This window comes from Pseudomonas caricapapayae (assembly GCF_001400735.1).
Classification (GTDB): Bacteria; Pseudomonadota; Gammaproteobacteria; order Pseudomonadales; family Pseudomonadaceae; genus Aquipseudomonas; species Aquipseudomonas caricapapayae.
This window is the reverse complement of the sequence record NZ_LJPW01000181.1, coordinates 39165-58115: the sequence shown is the minus strand read 5'-3', so window position 1 is coordinate 58115 and position 18951 is coordinate 39165. Positions and strand designations below refer to the sequence as shown.

Below are 18951 nucleotides of genomic sequence, written 5' to 3'. Positions count from 1 at the left end.
GCGTTCAGCGCTGAACGCTGACACCCAGCGAAGCCAGCGCGTCCCAGTACCCCGGATAGGTCTTGCCGACACAATCGGGGTCGAGAATGCGAATACCCGCAATTTTCAAGCCTGCCAGCGCAAAACACATGGCAATGCGGTGGTCGGAATGGGTGTCGATCAGTGCATCGACCGTAGTCCCAGCCAGCGCCGGGTTGGCGTGTACCAGCAGATCGTCACCCTCTTCAACCGCAAGGCCGGGTGCGATGGCACACAGGCCGTGTGACAGTGCTGAAATACGGTCACATTCCTTGACCCGCAGATTGGCGATACCGACAAAACGCACCGGTTGACGATTGAAGGCGGCGAGTACCGCCAGCGTCGGAATCGCGTCCTGCATCTGCGAGCCGTCGATCACGGCGGGCATGTTCGGAAAGCTGTCGATGATCTGGCTGGCCAGTGCATCGGGCTGAGTAAACGCATCGCTGGCCACACCGAGGTCGATAGCGCCCTCGGTCAGGGCTTGCGCGGCCCACAGGTAAGTGGCGGCCGAGGCATCCGGCTCGATATGGAAATCCGTAGCGCGATAACCGGTGGCCGAGACTTTCCAGGCGGCGTCGCCAATGGTCTGAACCTCGGCACCGAACGCCTGCATGGCTGCCAGCGTCAGGTCGACGTAACCGCGAGCACCGATCTCGCTGCCGGTCAGCGCAACTTCCACTGGCCCCTTGCCGCAGGCACCGGCCATCAGCAGCGCCGACACGTACTGGCTGGACAGGTTGCCGTCGATTTCTATCCGGCCGGCCTCAAGACCGCCCTTGCCCTTGATAGTTACTGGCGGGCAACCGCTGGCGGCGCTGACTTGCACGCCCATGCGCTGCAAGGCATCCACTAATGGCCCGATCGGGCGCTTGCGCATGTATTCGTCGCCATCGACGACGAAGTCACCTTCAAAGTTGGCCAGCGCAGCGGTCAGGAAACGCGTTGCCGTGCCGGCGTTACCAAGAAACAGCGCGTGCTGCGGCGCTTGCCAGTGTCCGCTGCTGGTTACCACAAAGGTGCTGTCATCCGGCTCGTCGACCTGCACGCCCATCAAACGCAATGCTTCGGACATCACGCGGGTGTCGTCACTCTTCAGCGCACCGGTCAGGCGGCTGGTGCCTTTGGCCAGCCCGGCCAGCAACAACGCACGGTTGGTGATCGACTTGGAGCCCGGCGGGCTGACGCGCCCGACCAGAGGGCGCTCGACAGGCAAAACAGTGAGGGTGGCTTGAGGTCGCATGATGTCCCTGAGCGTCAGCGGAAAAATCGCGATCCTAGCACGAGCGGGATCAAGCCCGCAGTGCAGGTTTCAATCATCGACGCGCATCGGCACACGTCAGTTTTTAACTGCACCCGACAGTTGCTGCAGCTTGTCGTTGGCCGCCAGCAACTGATTGCGGTTGGCCGCCACGTCGGTAACGTCGTAGATAACCAGACACACATGGCTGATTGCCCCGGTGGTCGAACGCAGCGGGAACAGTGTGGTGTTCTGGTACATGAACTCTTCGTGGCCAGTGATCGGCTGGTAATTCTTGAAGCGCACCAGGTAGGGTCGTTGCTCCCAGATGGTGAACGCCGGTGTGCCGAGGGTCACCACGTTATCGATTTTCTTGCTCAGCCATTGCCGGTTCACTTCGGGAAACAGCTCGAAGAACGTCTTGTCGATGGCCACATAGGGCACCACGCCCGAGCGGTTTTCCATGAAGGTATTCCAGACCGTTACCCGGTAGTTCAGGTCCAGCACCACAATGCCTACGTCAATGTTTTGCGTGACGGCCAGCAACCAATGAAGCTCGTTGATTTCAATAGCGTTGCTCATGGGTCAGCTCATCATGTAGGCAAGTTTTTTGGTAAGCAGCTCGACCGAATCTTCGGTGAACAGCATCAGCAGATCGAAGTGAATGTTATGGCCTTCCACGCTGTAACTGATTTCAACCGCCAGGGTCTTTTTCCAACGCTGCTGATTGATACGGATAAGCTCGTCGATGCCGCCCTGCGCACCCAGCAGTTGCGGGTGGCCTTGCGAGAACGCGATGTCGATCTGCTCGGCGATACCGCTCAGGCAGGCACCAATGAGGATCGTCGACAGGTCGAGAAGCATCTCCATGTTGGAGCTGTCGGACTGATCGCCGCCCATCAACTGAGACATGCCGGAGATTTCCGAGTCGTGGAAAATCAACAACGCCTCGCCAGCAATACCGCCACCTATGTAACCCTGGCACACCGCCGTCAGGCGCTGGTCACTGTGGGCGTCGGCCAGCGCCATGTGCAGCTCGCCGACTTCAAGCATGTTGACGTTGGGCACCGGCAACTGCACGAACACGCCCAGCACCTTGGCCAGTAACGCCGCCGCACGCCCCATGGCCACGTTGATGGTTTCGCGGAAGGCATCCTGAAAGCTGATTACCCCGCCCTTGTTGTTGAGCGCCGGCAGCGCAACCGGTGACGCCGCCGGCTTGCCCAGCAGCCCCAGACGCTCCAGTGTGCTCTTGAGTTCGTCCGGGTCGGCAGGCTTTTTCAAAAACGCCAGCGCACCCAGTTCCATAACCCGGCGAACGGCTTCGTCCTGAACGTCACCTGACACCACGATGACCTTGGCATCCAGGTTTTCGTCACGAATCGCCGTCAGGGTCTGGTAGCCGTCCATCACCGGCATGGTCAGGTCCAGCAGCACCACCTGACCCTGGCCTTTACGAATGGCCTCCAGGCCTTCCTGCCCCTGGGTGGCCAGCGTGACCGACACATCCCAGTCGGCAGGCAGCGCGCGCAGCAGCTGCTTTCGCGCCATGTTCGAGTCATCGCATATCAATAGTGCAAGCGTGGACATCGTGTAATTCTCACTGCGAAAAAATCAGGCTGACAACGGCGGACAGCACGTATACGTTCGACGGCACTATCGAGATCGACTGACACCGAGCCTATAACGCGCGCTCAGTAACATTCAAACTAAACCTATAGCCTAAGTCGGTGATTTTTCGAGTTTCTGTAGTTTTATTCGCCATCGATTGCCATAAATCAATATCGCGACGTCACAAACATGCCTATTATCAAGTGATAGATTTAATAGCAATCACTCGATAGACAGGTGTGCCATGTCTCTGCCTATAAGCGATTACCATCCAGTCCTGCCCCGGCCGGACGATTTTTGGCAGCATCTGGGCATTCCGGCGCGTGGTACGCGTCTGTACTCGGCGTTGCACGATGGCCTGCCTTATGAAGTCTTCGAACGCCTTGCACATTACACCGACCTGAACCGCTCGACCCTGGCCGAGCATCTGGGCATCGCTCCGGCAACGTTGCAGCGGCGCCTCAAGGTGCGTCGTTTCAATGCCGAGGAAAGCGACCGTCTGTTTCGCCTGGCTGCGGTCTACAAGGCGGCGCTGGACCTCTTTGAAAACGATGCCGAAGCGACCCGACTGTGGCTGGCCAGTCCGGTCTACGGGCTGGGCAATCGCAGGCCGCTGGAAATGCTTGCCACCTCGGCCGAGGCGCAGGCAGTGCTTGATCTGATCGGTCGGCTGGAACACGGTGTCGGGGCGTGATTGCAGTCTACCGTCTGGTCAAACGCAAATGGCTGGCCCAGGCGTTCGACGGTGAAGGTGCCAAACTCTACGGCGGACGCTGGAACAGCAAGGGCAACGCCTGCGTGTACTGCGCAGGCAGCGAGTCGCTGGCGCTGCTGGAAGTGCTGGTGCATCTGGGCAATGCCAGCGTGGCTCAGCACTACGCGATGCTGGAACTGCAGATTGCCGAAGCGCACATACTCAATGCACGCTTCGACACCCTGCCCTCCGACTGGCGTGAAGAACCCGCGCCTCCGGCCACCGCCTCGTTCGGCGACGACTGGCTGGCCTCGGGCCAGAGCCTGGCGCTGGCCGTGCCCAGCGTGATCATCCCGCGTGAGTCCAATTACCTGCTCAATGTCCAGCATCCGGAATTCCGGGCTGTTGTGGCCACTGCAAAAGAGCTGGAGTTTGTGGTCGATCCGCGTTTGAGGTGAGCTGGCTGTGCGATTAGTACACCAGACTGTTCCGTGAGGGCCTTCTGGCTTTAGATGAAATGGCCACACGGTCAAAGGCCCCGCTGGAAGAAACCCGCTTTCATCTGCTTTCAGCTGGCACCTGGTAATCGCAACAGTGCCTCGAACAGGTTATACCCAACGTTTATTTTAAACGTGTATCTAACCTGTCGATCCCCCCATCAACCGTCTGCAGATCCCGCTCCGGGATTTCCCATATAAGCAATTTTGGGGGTGTCTGGCGGAAGGCCGGGCTGTCGAAGTAGACGTTGGCAGCGCCCGAGAACTCGCCGCCGTCCCTGGCAAAGTTGCCGATCGGGGCCCCCAGTGCGCGCTGTAGAAACCCGACAAAACCCGAATTGCGCGAGAACGACGTGCCGATCAGTGCGACGTTGGGCAGGTTGCTGTCGCCGAACAGGTCGTCGAGGTTATCGCTGTCCGTTGCTGATTCGCTGGCAAGCTCGGTGATTTGCGTGACGGCCACGCTTTGCGGCGCAGGTTGTAATGACGACGGCAGCCAGTCGAGCCCGGCGAGGCGCACCAGGTCGCCGGGGCGCTCGGCAATGGGTAACGTCTGAACTTGAAACTGACGCTGCGGAGTGGCCTGAATACCGGCTTTTTGCACCTGCAGACCAATGGCTCTGGCGGCGCTGTTGGCACCACTCTCGCTCCAGTGCGTGTCGGTGCGCAGATAAGCCGTTTCGCCCAGCGGTTGCAGGGTCGCGGTCAGGTCCAGGGCATCGACGCCGGCAGCTTGCAGGTCGCGGGTCCAATGCTCGACACGGGCCTGCAACACATCAGGCCGATAAAGACCGCACAGTCGGGATGCCGCAATGCGGCTTTTGTCGGGCACCACGGCGACCAATAATTCGATGCCGCGTTTCTTGAGGCCGCGCTGCACAGCGATCACCGCCTGGGCCTTGCGTTGCGCATTGGCCTGCGCATCGCGATTGAGCCTGAACTCATCGGTCAGGAACAACCAGCCCGGACACCCCTGACGCACTCGCGGGCCGGTGTCATGAAACAGCAGCCAGCTCGCGCCACGCTCGATACTGGCCGCACGCTGGGCCAGAAAAGTCCCGGACAGCTGTTTGGCCAGTTGGTGAGTCACCTCGCCGTGCAGCGCTGCGTTGAGGGTCAGCGGCTTCGGCAGCAGCTCGACCTTGCCGCTGGCCAGCAGCAGGCCCGAGGCCAGCAGGCCGACGCCGATGAACACCGCAAGGGTAATGCCCGCCACACCGCAGGTACGCACGGCCAGTTCACTGGGTGGGGACGGTACAGCAGACGGAGTGGTCATGGTCACCAGCCTCAGAACTGGAAGTACAGAAACGGAACCGTTTCACGGCTGGCAATCAGCGCGAACGACAACAGAAATCCGGCCACCGGCCACAGCGCTGCGCCATAGACAAATAGCGTCCGGTTGCCGAACCGCTGCTCACAGCGAGCCTGCAGCAGCGGCGCGAGCACACAGGTCACGCCCAATAACGCGGCCATGCCGTGTGCCGGGCGCAAGGTTACGGCCAGCGCATCGCCCAAGCCCAGGCCGTGCAGTCCGAACTGCCCGGCGTACATGTTCACTGCGGTGGCAAAGTCCGGGGCGCGAAACAACGTCCATGCCAGGCACACAAACAGCAGTGTCAGGAGGTGCGCCAGCGGCCTGGGAATAGCAGGCAGATTTGAGCGCGACCAAGCGCGATCGACGCACAACGCCACACCATGCGCCGCGCCCCACAGCAGGTAATTCCAGCTGTCACCGCCGTGCCACAGTCCGGCGATGGCCATGGTCAGGAACAGGTTGCGGTAGGTGTTCCAGACGCCATGCCGATTCCCCCCCAAAGCGATGTACAGGTAGTCGCGCAGCCAACTGGACAATGACAGGTGCCAGCGTCGCCAGAAATCCTGAATACTGCGGGCCAGATAAGGCCGGTTGAAGTTTTCCGGAAAATGAAAGCCCAGCATCAGACCCAGGCCGATGGCCATGGCGCTGTAACCGGCGAAATCGAAGAACAGTTGCAGCGAATAGGCCAGGCAGCCGATCCAGGCATCGGTCAGCGACGGATCCGGCAAGTGGAACGCGACATCGACCAACGGCGACAAGGTGTCGGCCACCAGCACCTTCATACTCATGCCAATCATGAAGCGCCGCGCGCCCAGGGCGAAGTTCTGCCGGGTGAAGTGACGCTGTACCAGTTCACGGCGCACCCAGTCATAGCGAATGATCGGGCCGGCAATCGAGTGGCCGAACATCGAAATGTAGGTCGCAAAATTGATAAAGCTGCGCTCGACCGGCACGGTGTGCCGGTGTACATCCACCAGATAGGAAATCGCCTGCAGGACGATGAACGACAGCCCGGCCGGCAGCGCCACACACTCCCAATCGAGCGGCATCGCGCCATACCAGGTGATCAGCTCATTCCAGGTTCCGGCGACAATGTTGGCGTATTTGTACCAACACAGCACGGCGGTGTTGAACACGATCAACGCCACCAGCAGCCGCACTCGCCCTTTCGAGCCTTGCCGCGCCCGGTCGACCAGCAGACCGCCGATCCAGGCCACTACCGTCAGCAGTATGTGCAGCGCCAGAAACAGCGGGCTCAGCCAGCCGTAGAACAGCCAGCTGCCGATCAACAGAACGACGTTGCGCCATGCCGCGGGGCTCGCCGAGTAGGCCAGCAAAAAAGCGGGCAGGAACACCATCAGAAATTCGAGCGAGGCGAATACCATAACGACGACAGAATCCGATCAGTTGGACAGCGTATCCGTGGCCGACAACAGGCGCGGGCCCGTGGCGGACGGCACCAGCAATACGCTGTAGCGCTCACCGGGCTTGAGTTCACCCAGGTCCAGCGGCTCGCCGACCGTGGCGTTGGCGCAGACCAGCTGTACCGACAGGTTTACCGGGTTGATCGAACGGCGTTGCAGGGTGCCCGTGGCAACCGCCTTGAACAGGTCGGCGCTGCGGCCGGCAGGACGCAGGCCCGCGTCGCCGCATCCGGCATCCAGGCTGAAGAACGCCAGCGAGGCTTTCAAACCGTTGAAATCATCGGGTTGTTCGCGGACGGTCACCGGCTTGAGGCTACCGTCGGCCTGCGTGGTCAGTACGACCGTGGCGAACTCGCCGGGCTCGACGCTGACGTCCATCGGCAGCTTTTCATCGCCGCTGACCAGCGTGCCTTTTATCGAGCTGCTGGCCTGCACCGGGAAAAACAGTGAAACCGGCTTTGCGCTGTCCAGGTGTAACGGCGTCTGACCTTCACGGGCGATCACTTGCAGCGGCGCGGTGGACGCATTGACGAAGCGAATAAAAGCCGAGTCCTGGGCAGGACCGGTGGGGTACAGGGCGATGTCGGCGGCCTGCGCTTCCATGCCCAGCAATACGGCAGCCGCACTGACGGCGATCAGGCGCAAGGCGATCATTGCTTTGCTCCTGCCGCGCTGACGCTGCTGACCGGCAGTTTGCCCAGCGCATCACCAATGGCGGTGCCCCAGGATTTGTAACCGGCCACGGTAAAGTGCTGACCGTCGGTGGTGATCCACTGGCCTGGTCTGGAAAAGCTCAGCGAGTCGATATACGTGCAGGGTGCCACGTTGCTGGCCAGGAACTGCGACATCAACTGGGTCCGCGCGTCGTTCTTCTGGTACATGCCGCCGGCCTTGCCCCACGCCGGGCCGACCCAAGCGCATTTGGTGCCGGTGGCGGCGATGGCCTTGGTCAGGCCAGTGACGCTCTGCCATGCCCAGGCCTTTGGAAACGAGGGCTTGTCATAGGAGGCCATGGTGTCGCCGATCACAATCACCACCAGGTCGGGCTTGTCGGCGGCGATCAGTTCGCCAATCGGCGTGGTGGTCGCGTCACGGCCCTTGATGACGATCTTGCCGTTGCCTTTCTGTTCGGCACCGCAATCGACTTTCTTGCTGATCAGCCAGTCACCGGCACTGGCCCCGCAGGCGCCAATCGAATGCACGATCGCGCCCTGACGGGTCAGGTTGTCATGCAGCGGCTCCATCAGGTGGTCGGCCAGACTCATGTGGCTTTCTCCCAGGACCAGAAGGGTCATACCGGCAAGAACGGAAGGCATCGAATTTCTCCAGAAATCAATTGGAATAAGGTGAACGGTAAGGGCTGACCGGCAGCTCCATTGGGCCGGTCATGTCCTCGAACATGTAGCGCAGGTACAGCGCACCGCTGAACTGGCGATAGTCGCGGGCGTTGTCCAGGCCCAGGTCGGCTCCCAGAAACAGGCTGGAGTCGAGCTTGTATTCGCCCGCAGCGCTCAGGTTGTAGCCCACCCCGGTCTTGCTCTGCCCTGAGTAACGCTGGCCGGAAGCCGCTTGCAGAGCGCTGTCGTCGGGGAAGAATGCGGCGCCATCCTGCTTGAAGTGCTGGACGCCGACCGAACTCCTGACCTGATAGCTGAAGCGCTCGGTGCGCTGCGCCCACATCACCGGCACGCCGATGGCATAGAAGGTCTGCGGACTGAAATAGCCACCATGACCGTAAGTGAAGTAACTCTGGTCGTTGGCGTAACTCATGCCCATCAGGCTCAGGCCGGCGGTCAGCTTGCTGTCCTCGGCATTGCGCAGATACCAGTAGACGCCGCCACCCACTTCGCCACGGGTGTTGGATTTGACGTTGGTGCCGACCAGCTTGTGCCAGGAGCCGTAGCCATAGCCGCCAATGGTCTGGTCGTCATAGCTGATCTGCCCGCGACCGCCGTTGGCGGTCACGCCGCCCCAGGAAAGACCGCTGCGTTCGTCGGTGGAGCCCGCGAACGAGGTTACGCTGTCTGTCACCGGGCGCCGTGACACGTTGAGGCCATAGCGCAGATCAGGGTTGTCGCCCAGCGGCCGGTCGACGCTCACACCGCCCGCGACCGTGCTGTATTTGAAACCCACGGGAGTGGTGCCGACATCGGCCTTGAGGCCCTCTTCGGGGCGTTCGAAGGCTACCGCCAGACCGACGCCCTTGTCGCTTTGCGAACCTGCTGCGCCGGTAGTGCCGCCGCCAAAGCGAGCGCCCGCATCGGACTTCACGCTGCCGGCATTCAGCGACACGGGCGTGACGCGCACGGCTACGCGGTTATCGCCAGCCGGCATGTTGATCTCCAGTGGCGTCTCGACCACGGTGAGCTTGCTCAGGCCGGATTCGCTGTTATTGCTGCGCACCGCCAGGCCCTGGCGGACGAAGCCGCTGCGCTGTTCGAGAATACGATTGAGCGCCTGCTGTGCGCTGCTGGCCTGATCACGGTCGGCGGCAGCCAGAAACGGATTGCCACGCACACTTGGTGCACGTCCTGCAGACAACGGTTGTGCAGCGCTCTCGCCGGGATAGGCGGTGTCACGCGTGGCTGGCAAGTCAGTCGCCGCCCCGCCGCCGAGCGACACCTGCGCCGGTGCCGGGATCGCCGACGCCGCGGCCAGGCTGCGCGAACCGGTGGCCGCGAACGGATTCGACGAGCTAACACCCACGCCGCCCTGCGTCGCCATCAGGCGCTGCTTTTCGCTCTGTTCGATGGCCACAGCCTTGCGCAGCAACTCGGTGGCCGCGCCAGTCTGGCCCATGCTCTGGTAGATCCGCGCAGCCTCGGTGAGGGTCTGCGGGTCGTTGCGCTGTAACGTACGGAACTGGCTCAGGGCCTTCTCGGCAAAACCATAATCGTGGGCCTTCACGGCGGCATCGGCAGCCCCCAGCAGGACTTGCGGATCGTTGGGCTGACGCTGCAACAACGGCTTGTAGAGTTCGAAAGCCTTGGCGCTGTCACCGTTGGCGGTGTACATCCGGGCGAAGGCCGACACCGCCTGAATGTCTTCCGGACGCTGGGCCAGGGCCGGGGCCAACGTGTCGTAAGCACCTGCCAGATCGCCGCCTTCACGCAGTAGATCGGCCTGTCGAATACGGTAGCGATACAGAAGGTCGTCGAAACGCTTACGGGTCTGCACGCTCAAGGGCTGGCCCTGCACATTACGCAGGATCGCATTGACCTGAACGTCATCCCCCGCCGCGAGCAACAGACTGGCGTATTGCAGCAGCAGATCGGCTGACTGCGCAGGTGCCTGAGCGATGGCTGCGCGGGCCATTTCCCGACCACGCTCCGGCTCGCCGGCGTCGATGTAGGCACTGGCCAGCGTGAGTTGACGCTCCGGGCTGCCGCTGGCGACCGGCTGCAGGCGGTCGAGCAGCGCCAGCGCTTCGTGGCGCTGACCCCGCCTGGCGATACCGATGGCCAGGTTGACCTGCACGGTCATGCTCACTTCGTCGGCAAGCGCCTTCATGTCCGGGGTGCGCTGGTCGACAGGGATGCGCGCAAAGGTGGCCTGCGCGTCTTGCCACTGGCCCATCTCCACCGACAGCAGCGCACGGGTGTAGAGCGCGTCGATATCGTTGGGCCGAGACTTGAGCAGCTCGTCGATCAGCGCGCGGGCCTTGGGCGCTTCGTCGGTCTTGAGGTACAGACGCGCCAGGTCGAAACGGGTCCAGACACTGTCCGGTTCATCTTTTACCGCGTCCCTCAGAGCCGCCTGGGCGGCACGGAGATCGCCGCGTTGCTCGGCCAGCCTTGCAGTCTGCGTGGCACGTAACGCCTTGAAGCGACCGCTGTCGCCCAGTGCAGCCTGTTCGGCAGGCGATAAGGTATCGAGCAGGCGCAGCGCTTCATCGGCCTGGCCGCTTTGCGCCAATACGTCGATCAGCCCGCGCACGGCTTGCGGATTGCCTCGCTGGGTCGTCAGCACCTGACGATAGCCCGCCTGGGCCGCGTCGAGCTGGCCGGTCTGAGCCTGCAGATCGGCCTGAGTCATACGCACATCAACGCTGTTCGGGTTCTGTCGCTGCACCTGGGCCAGCAACTCCTGAGCCTTGCCGGTCTGACCCTTGGCCTGCAGGTCGCGGGCCTGTTGCAGGGATGTCCAGAGCTGCACGCTATCGAGTGCGCTTTTCCAGCGTGCACCGCCGGGCTGGCGATTCGCGCGGGTCAGCAGTTGCTCGGCTTCCGCCAATCGGTTTTGCTGCTGGCGGACTACGCCCAGCCCGCCCAGCGCATCGGCATCGTCGGCCTTGATTTTCAGGCGCGCGACAAAGGCCTGTTCAGCAGCAGCATGATCATTTCGCTCCAGCGCCTTCAGCCCACGCGCCACCAGCGGATCCTGCTGCCAGCCTGAACCAGCGCCGCTGGCGTGCTGCTGGCGGCCCTTGTTCAACTGGTCGCGAATCTCTTGATCATCGGGATGAACCTTGAGAAACGCGTCGAACAGCGGCACTTGCGCCGGCGTGGGCGGACCGATCCAGACCAGCGCCATACGCCAGCTCTGATCGGCGTCCCCGGCGATATCCGGGTGCGTACTCAGCCGTGCCAGCGCAGCGATACCCTCGGCTCGGGTGTCTTCGCGACGGGCCAGATGCTTGGCGAAAAACAGCGACAGAATCGAGTCGTCCGGGTTCTGCCGAATCAGGCGCTCGAAGCCTTTGCGCGCTTCGGGCCAGTCCGCGCTGCTGAAACCCAGGTTGGTGTAGTACTCACGCCCCACCGTGCCTTCGGGCAAACGGCCATTGAACAGTTGGCGAAAGACCCCGGTCGCCTTGTCGCGCTCGCCGGCATCGGCCAGGCGTCGGGCCTCATCCAGCAAGGCCTGATTCTGCGGCTGACCGAGGGCAATGTCCTGCTCCAGCTGCACCGCCTGCCACGGCACGGGCGACAGCGCCTGCAGCCGAGCCAGATAGGCCTGCGCCTGCTGCGGCTTGTTCTGTTTGACGCCGATCAGCCCCATGCCATACAACGCATCGATCTGATTGGGCTCGATCTGCAGCACCTTCTGCCAGACCTCGGCGGCGCGCAATGCGTTCGAGCGAGCCTGCCAGTACTGGCCCTGCTCGATCAACTGCGCCTCGGCGGTGGCGGCCTGGGCATGAGGAACGCTGGCTGCAATCGCGGCAACCAACCCGATGACTAACGTGTGGCGGCGCGCGGGCATGACGTCTCCCAGGACAATTCAAGGGTTCCGTCTTCACGGAACCGATAGCGTTTTTCAACCCAGCCCAAGGCAAACAGGCTGAGCATGAGGTTGTAATAGGCCGGTTCGGTGCGGTCTTTCGGATCGCGGGCCAGCGCCTGGCTGACCCCGGCTTCGACCCTGCGCTGCTGCTGTTCGACCAGCCATGTCTGGCCCTTGGCCTGGAAATACGGCAGCAACGCCGCCGAATAACCAAACGGTGCCTGGCCCTGGCTCACGCCACTCATCACCTGCACCTTTTCCGGGGGAATACCGCTGGAGGCCGTGCTTATCGACATTCCGTCGAGACGCGCCAGCAAGCGCGCAGCCAACGGGTCGGACGCAGGCGTCATGCCCGCCCAGAGGTAGACGCGAATCGCGTCATAGCTGCCCAGCTCGCCCGTGACCGGGTCGACCACGAACAGTCCGGTGTTTGGCGATGTACCGCGATAACCCACCCAGTCGGCGATAAACCCTTTCGGGCTTGATCCGTCGATCAGTTTCGCCGTGTTGTCAGCGATTTCCTTCCAAGAACCACCTGGCACTTCTCTGGCCAGACGCCGCAGCAGCGGCACCGGCAGGTAGCTGGCGTTCAAACGCCACAGGTGGTCGGGCTGCACAAAACCTTCCGGGCCGGGCAGGAGCATCTTGCCGAGCCCCGGCAGGTTGACCACCAACCGGGATTCCACGGTCTTGAGCAGTGCCAGCGCATCGTTTCGATAAGCCGGGTGCTGCCAGATGCGGGCGGCTTCCAGCAACGCATAGATGATCCACAGATCAGCATCGGACGCGGAGTTGGCGTCCTGCAGTTTCCAGCTGCCATCCTCGCCCTGCCCCCACAACCAGCCGGGCAGGCGGGTCTTGAGGTCGGCACCGGCCATGTTCTCGGCAGTCCATGTCCAGAGCCTGTCGAAGCGCTCGCGATCATTGGCCACCAGCGCAAAGAGCATGCCATAAGACTGGCCTTCGGAGGTGCTGTGGTTAGCTTTCAGGCTGGACTCGAGCACACGCCCGTCGGCCTGCACATAGCGCGTGGCGTAGTCCTGCCAGAACGGCCAGGCCGGACTGTCGCAGGTGCCGGCCGCTAGAACCGGCGTCAGCATTGCCGACGCCAGCACACCGCTCATGCAGCCAAAAGCACGACGCAGACTGGTTAACAGGGCCGGCATGATTTATTCATGCTCCAGGCGGCGTTTGGCAAGCGAACGCAGGGTCAGGTAAGCCACCCCGGTGACCAGCACTACACCCACGACGACCGCCAGCAACAGCCACAGCACATTGCGCGACATCAGCCACTGCACGTACTTGAGCAGCCCTAGATCACCGACGTAGTACTTCTGTTCGGCAACCAGTGCTTCGACCGAGTCGCCGCGCACCACTACCAGGCTGCCCTGCACCTTGTCGCTGCTGCTCAGCGCTCGGGTGACATCGCTCATGCCGCCTGGCTGGCCGCTCGAGATCAACACCACGCTGCGGCCTTTTTGCAGGGGCGATTCGAAGCCGGTCAGGAAGGTACTGCGCGCATCGCTGGAGAACGCCATCGCCACCCGCGCCCGGCGCTGATTTTCATCCGGGTCCGGGCTCATCCACTCACGCAGGCGAAACGACAGATCGGAAAGCTCGAAGCCCTGCTGCTGGCCGTTGCCGGAGGTCGGCAGGCGGTCGGCCCATTGTTTGAGCAGCGGCTGATCGGTGCCAGAAGACATGACCAGAATGTCCTTGTCAGCCGCGCTGGCGATCTGTGCAGCCTGCATCACGGTCACGCCGGTCGCCGGGTAACCGGTGGACTCACCAAAACGTCCCAGCACATTCAGGTACGCACTGACGTCCTCGGAACTCGGCTGGTCAGCCAGTACCACCGCAGTTTGCGACAGGTCAGCCAGACGCGTGAACGGGAAACCCGAATCCTTGAACACGCCCAGGTTGGGCATCGCCATGAAGTGGTCGTAGCCGCTGAAATCCAGGGTCGATTCCGGATCTATGCTGCCGCGCATGTTGTCGATGATGATGTCGCCACACTCGCCCTGCTTGAGGTAATCGAACATGTAGCGCAGTTGCAGACGCGATTGCAGCGCTGCCGAAGTGAGCGGCAGGTACACATGCGCTTCACGGCTGATCGTGTCGTTGCCACCGGTCAGCCGGGCCACGATCGAATTGCTCAGACGGTCAATCGACGGCAACGGCTCGGCCTTGATCAGGGTGTCGTTGAGGCTGACCATGATCGATGAATTGTTGGAGCGCTCCTGCGGCGTGTAGCGGTACTTGAGGTGCAGCGGTACGCCGTCTTCGCGCCAGTTGAACAGGTCTGGAGGCAAGTTCAGCGGCACGGTGATATCGCCCGGATCGTAACCCGAGACACTCAGTTTGTTGGCAGGCATGAGCTCGCCCAGCTTGATCGGCCGATCACTCGGCAGCCAGTTCGGCGCGTCGTATGGCTTGCGCGGCGCAAGCATGTCGACCTGTTCGATCAGCGCACTGCTGCCGACCAGGCTCTGCCCGCCGACCACCAGCGCGTTGACCGCTGTTTTAAGCTCGGCGGAAGTACGCCCGGTGATCACCAGCAACTTGCTGTTGGGGTCGCTGGGGTGCGTCACCATCGTCAGGGTCGGGCCTTTCGGCGCAGGCATGGTCAAGGCGCCCAGTTGCAGAGCACCGTCGCCCTTGAGCAACACCAGCGCGTTGCCCCTGGCCGGCAGCTCATTGAAGTGCGCCGGGAAGCTGGCCATACGCGAGCGGGTCTTGGCCGCACCGATCCACGACGCCAGTGCGCCCGCCGCCTCCAGAGTCGTGTTATCGGGTGCTGCACCCATCACCACGGGCAGGTTCACGTCCCGGTCATCGCGACGGTCAAAGAACGGCAGCGGCAGAATCGCCAGGTCGTTGGGCAGCGCGAACGGCGTAACGCGGATGTCCAGACGCGTGTCGTTGTTGATCCGCGCCCAGAGGCTGGAGTGCCTGGGGTCTTCGCAGCTCATTGTGTAGTGGCCGATGAACTGCAGATTCAGGCGGTTGAACTCGGTGATCATCTGCGGTGGAATCTCGATCACCTGAGTCTGCGGCTTGCCTGCCCCCTCTTTGGGCAACGGCAGGGTCGCTGCGACTTCGTCGTTGATCATGACGTTGATCTGCGACAAATCGGCCAGCAACGCCGGTGAATAGCTGTAACTCAAGGTCAGGCTCGCCCCGGTCACCACCTGATCGGCACGCACGTTGAAGTTGACGCTGTCAGTGGCGTCCACACCGCGCAGGCTCATGGGGTAATTACGCCCCAACTGCTTGAGCGTCACGCTGTAACCATCGTTTGCAGCGGCTGTTTCGGCAGCAGTTGCGACACCACCCGTGGAGAGCACGGACAACGCACAGGCCAACAAAGCCCATGAGCGGCGAACGGCGAACCGTTCGGCACCGATAAAATACCGTTTAGTCATGACTACTCAATCCATCAGTTTGCGGGAGGTGGGGAGATTTTTTTACGTGTTGGTAACAGGCGTCTGAAATCCTTGCGGGTGGCCTTGAACAGCTCGACAACACCACGGACGCCGATGTGGCTGACTTCGCGCAGCGCGGCCAGCGGTGTATCCGGTTTGCCATGCCCCCAGGTCGATGCCCAGGTGTCGGCCCGACCAAACGTCAGGCGCACCAGTTCGCTCTGCTGGCGCAGTGACAAATCATCGAAACGGGTACCCAGATAGCAATCGCGGCAGAACATCACGGTTGCGGGGAAATGGCTGGTCTGCGCGCCGCGATACAGCGATACCGTGATGCTGTCGCCACTGTCGATGCCCGAATCGTCGGGCAGTACCAGCCCGAGGCCGGTCTGGGAAAAATCCTGAGTCACGGCGTCGAATACCACGCCGTCAGCGCGGGTCACGCGAATCGGCAGTGTGGCCTGCACCCGCGGTTCGGTGCGCACCTGGCGGATCTCGCTGGCTACCGCAATTGCAGCGCTGGTGATGATGATGTTGTAGAGCGTCCAGGCCATGTTGATGATGATCGTCAGGGTGATCGCATCATTGTTCCAGCCCAGTTGATACAGGCTGTAGATACCGAGCGCGAAGACCACCACGTTGAGCGTCAGCAGCACGATGTAAGGTCGCGCCAGCGTCCAGTCAAAGAACTTCTCCTCGACCACGCCACCTTTGTCGGTGACGTTGAAACCACCGAATTTCGGGTTGATAAGCGCCATGAGCACCGGGCCCATGATGTACCAGGCCAGCACGGCCTCGTAGACCTCGTTCCAGAACGAATGGCGGAAACGTCCCTGAATCCTCGAGTTGGTCAGACTGGCGTGGGCCAGGTGCGGCAATACGTAAGCGGTGATCATCAGCGCCGAGGCGTGCATGACCTCGGCACCGAACAGCAGATAGGCCAGTGGCGCAGTAAGAAACACCAGACGCGGCAGGCCGTAAAAGAAGTGCAGCATGGAGTTGGCGTAGCACAGCCGCTGACCCAAAGACAGACCTTTGCCCAGCAGCGGGTTGTCGGTGCGAAAGATCTGCGCCATCCCGCGCGCCCAGCGAATGCGCTGGGCCACATGGCGCGACAGGCTTTCAGTGGCCAGCCCCGCCGCTTGCGGAATTGCCAGGTAAGCGGTGTTGTAACCGGCGCGGTTGAGCTTCAACGCAGTGTGCGCATCCTCAGTCACGGTTTCGGTGGCCACACCGCCGATTTCCAGCAACGACGAACGCCGCAGCACTGCACATGAGCCACAGAAGAAGGTCGCGTTCCACAGGTCATTGCCGTCCTGCAACAGGCCATAAAACAGCTCGCCTTCGTTGGGCACACTGCGGAAGGTGTCGAGGTTCTTTTCAAACGGGTCAGGCGAGAAGAAAAAGTGCGGCGTCTGCAACATCGCCAGCTTCGAGTCCTTGAGGAACCAGCCCATGGCGACCTGCAGAAACGAGCGGGTCGGCACGTGGTCGGCATCGAACATGGCGATGTATTCGCCATCAGTGGACTTGAGCGCTTCATTGAGGTTGCCAGCCTTGGCGTGACGATTGTTGTCACGGGTCAGGTAGCCGACACCGATCTGCTCGCAGAACTCGCGAAAATCTTCGCGACGGCCATCATCGAGTACATAGACCCGCAGCTTGTCGCGTGGCCAGTCGATGGACTGAGCGGCAAAAATGGTCAGCTTCACGATGCTCAGCGCTTCGTTGTAAGAAGGGATGAACACATCCACCGTCGGCCATTGGCTGGAATCGCTCGGCATGATCACCGGTTTGCGCTGCAGCGGCCAGGCTGTCTGCACGTAACCCAGCACAATGACGATCAGCGTGTAGAACTCGGCGACGATCAGCCCATAACCCAGCAGGCTGTCCAGCCAGTTGTCGAAATCCAGAGTCGAAGTCAGACGCCAGTACATGTAGCGGAACGATGCCAACAGCGAAAGCGTCACCAAAGCGAGTACCGAAATACGTCCCGGTATCTTGCGAATCACCAGCATCGCGGCGAAGCATGCCAGGGCAAAGAAGCACTGCGCGTAGAGATCCAGAGGCACGGTGACGACCAGCGCCATCACCAGCAGCCCGATAACGCTGGCAACGGTTTTCAGTGTGCGGCGCAGGGTTCTGGACTGCTGGCCGAACGTTGCCGACAAAGCATTCAGCCACAGCGATAAGCGCGTCCGGGGTGGGGACACGTCGAGCGACAGGTCAGTCATGGCAATCGGGTCTCTTCTACGTCCTGAGTCAGCAGTCTGGTTGTCAGCAAGTCACTCAGCACGCGCAGGTCTTGAGCACCGGAGGAGGCGCCCGGAACCTGTACTGCGTTGTGCCCGTAGGCCAGCGCTTCTGCGAGCGCATTATCCTTGTGCACGATGCCCAGCAAACGGCCGCCCAGGCGTTTCGCCATTACATCGCGCATGTCGCGGCTGAATGCACGCGACGCATCGAACTGATTGATGACGTAGTGGCAGACCGGCGGCTGCGGAGCGGCCAGTACCGGCTCAAGCCAGCCCTGCATCTGGTCCAGCGTGAGATAGCACGCGGCATCGGCAGTGAGCACCACCAGCACCTGGCTGGCAGCATTCAGCGCCTGCTCCAGCATGTGTAAATCACCGCACGGCACATCGAGAATCACCACGTCGCGAGCACTCAACTGCATGCGCGCGATCTGACGGACCAGCCAGTCCGGGTCACTGTCCTGAAAACGCTCCAGCGAACGACGCTCGTCAAGCTGCAACGTGCCGTACGCAAGCACCTGCGTGTCGGCAGACCCGTTGAGCAACAGGGCACGCCAGTTTTCGCCGCTTAGACTGGCACCGCCGAGGCCCGCCACATCCGGGCTGGCGTTGAGATGATGCTGTAAGGCGTTCTGCGGGTCGAGGTCAATGGCCAGCGTCTGCCCGCCAGGCACTTTGACCAGGGTGGTCAGCGCCGCGCTCAGGGTGCTTTTACCCACCCCGCCTTTGGCCGACACCACGGCGATGACGTGCGCCGGAGTTCTCGAAGGTTGCCCCTTGAGCATCGACTGAGCCAGTGCTTCGTTGTTACGCGCCTGCGCCTCGGCCTGCCGCGCCTGGGCGGCTTCGGCCAGCAGATTCGCCAATGCAGCAGAGGCAGTGCGTCTGGTGGTATCGGTCGTTATCGAATCAAGTGCAGTGGCGCTGACTTGCGCCGGTCGCTCTGTGCGAGGTTGCTCCAGAGACGGCAGAGAGGTTGCGCCTTGCAACGCGACCGAGTGGGTCCCGGGAGCCGACGATTCCTGATAAACCAGGCTGTTGTCGATCTCCAGATAACCGTCCGAGCTCGCGCCAAAACGTTGAAACAGATTGGCCACATCGTCAGCACGACTCATTCTGTACAACCTCGAATGGGGCCGCTAAGTACGATCCCTGTGAAAAAGCATTAATGCTAATGTGTGATGTCATTGTGACAGTGTCAAGAAACTGATATATGACGTCCATGATTTACCGATGAGCGGTA

Annotated in this window: 14 protein-coding genes; 2 read left to right on the top strand and 12 right to left on the bottom strand. The window is 61.8% G+C overall.

Translation table 11 applies throughout. The annotated features are described in order from the left end of the window. Positions 1-4: 4 nt before the first annotated feature. The 3 genes from ALO80_RS27575 to ALO80_RS27565 form a co-directional block, all read right to left on the bottom strand. Positions 5-1261 carry a 3-phosphoshikimate 1-carboxyvinyltransferase gene (locus ALO80_RS27575; protein WP_055011256.1) on the bottom strand — a complete coding sequence of 419 codons (1257 nt, stop codon included), beginning with the start codon at positions 1259-1261 and terminating at the stop codon, positions 5-7. Positions 1262-1357: 96 nt separating this feature from the next. Beyond that, entirely contained in the window at positions 1358-1840 is a 483-nt protein-coding gene (locus ALO80_RS27570) for a PAS domain-containing protein (protein ID WP_055006503.1), read from the bottom strand. 3 nt (positions 1841-1843) lie between these two features. Continuing rightward, positions 1844-2848 (bottom strand): response regulator, encoded by a 1005-nt coding sequence (locus ALO80_RS27565; RefSeq protein ID WP_055006502.1) that lies wholly within the window; start codon positions 2846-2848, stop codon positions 1844-1846. Between the two features lie 265 nt (positions 2849-3113). Between ALO80_RS27565 and ALO80_RS27560 the strand changes: the two genes are divergently transcribed. Then, the gene (locus ALO80_RS27560) at positions 3114-3563 is read left to right on the top strand and encodes a DUF2384 domain-containing protein (RefSeq protein WP_054984499.1); all 450 of its coding nucleotides are present in this window, start codon (positions 3114-3116) and stop codon (positions 3561-3563) included. Beyond that, complete coding sequence (locus ALO80_RS27555; protein WP_055011255.1) at positions 3560-4021, top strand: RES family NAD+ phosphorylase; 462 nt, start codon at positions 3560-3562, stop codon at positions 4019-4021. Before ALO80_RS27560 ends, ALO80_RS27555 begins: the two co-directional genes overlap by 4 nt. 163 nt (positions 4022-4184) lie before the next feature. On the opposite strand, the gene ALO80_RS27550 is transcribed toward ALO80_RS27555, so the two are convergent. The 9 genes from ALO80_RS27550 to bcsQ are packed head-to-tail and all read right to left on the bottom strand — an operon-like array spanning position 4185 to position 18823. Further along, positions 4185-5336, bottom strand: coding sequence for an alginate O-acetyltransferase AlgX-related protein (locus ALO80_RS27550; RefSeq protein ID WP_055011254.1), 1152 nt, complete (start codon positions 5334-5336; stop codon positions 4185-4187). An 11-nt stretch (positions 5337-5347) separates the two neighbouring features. Continuing rightward, positions 5348-6763, bottom strand: a complete 1416-nt coding sequence (locus ALO80_RS27545; protein ID WP_055011253.1) for an MBOAT family O-acyltransferase — start codon at positions 6761-6763, stop codon at positions 5348-5350. Positions 6764-6781: 18 nt separating this feature from the next. Continuing rightward, entirely contained in the window at positions 6782-7456 is a 675-nt protein-coding gene (locus ALO80_RS27540) for an alginate O-acetyltransferase AlgF (protein ID WP_055011252.1), read from the bottom strand. Further along, a complete protein-coding gene (locus ALO80_RS27535) occupies positions 7453-8118 on the bottom strand; it encodes an SGNH/GDSL hydrolase family protein (protein WP_055011251.1) in 666 nt (221 codons plus the stop codon). Before ALO80_RS27535 ends, ALO80_RS27540 begins: the two co-directional genes overlap by 4 nt. 16 nt (positions 8119-8134) lie before the next feature. Next, positions 8135-12007, bottom strand: coding sequence for a cellulose biosynthesis protein BcsC (locus ALO80_RS27530; RefSeq protein WP_055011250.1), 3873 nt, complete (start codon positions 12005-12007; stop codon positions 8135-8137). Next, positions 11983-13194 carry a cellulose synthase complex periplasmic endoglucanase BcsZ gene (gene bcsZ, locus ALO80_RS27525; RefSeq protein WP_055011249.1) on the bottom strand — a complete coding sequence of 404 codons (1212 nt, stop codon included), beginning with the start codon at positions 13192-13194 and terminating at the stop codon, positions 11983-11985. Before bcsZ ends, ALO80_RS27530 begins: the two co-directional genes overlap by 25 nt. Before the next feature lie 3 nt (positions 13195-13197). Then, positions 13198-15453, bottom strand: coding sequence for a cellulose biosynthesis cyclic di-GMP-binding regulatory protein BcsB (gene bcsB / locus ALO80_RS27520; RefSeq protein ID WP_055011248.1), 2256 nt, complete (start codon positions 15451-15453; stop codon positions 13198-13200). Positions 15454-15467: 14 nt separating this feature from the next. Continuing rightward, positions 15468-17687 (bottom strand): UDP-forming cellulose synthase catalytic subunit, encoded by a 2220-nt coding sequence (gene bcsA / locus ALO80_RS27515; RefSeq protein ID WP_055011247.1) that lies wholly within the window; start codon positions 17685-17687, stop codon positions 15468-15470. Further along, complete coding sequence (bcsQ, locus tag ALO80_RS27510; protein WP_055011246.1) at positions 17684-18823, bottom strand: cellulose biosynthesis protein BcsQ; 1140 nt, start codon at positions 18821-18823, stop codon at positions 17684-17686. Before bcsQ ends, bcsA begins: the two co-directional genes overlap by 4 nt. Between the last annotated feature and the right edge of the window lie 128 nt (positions 18824-18951).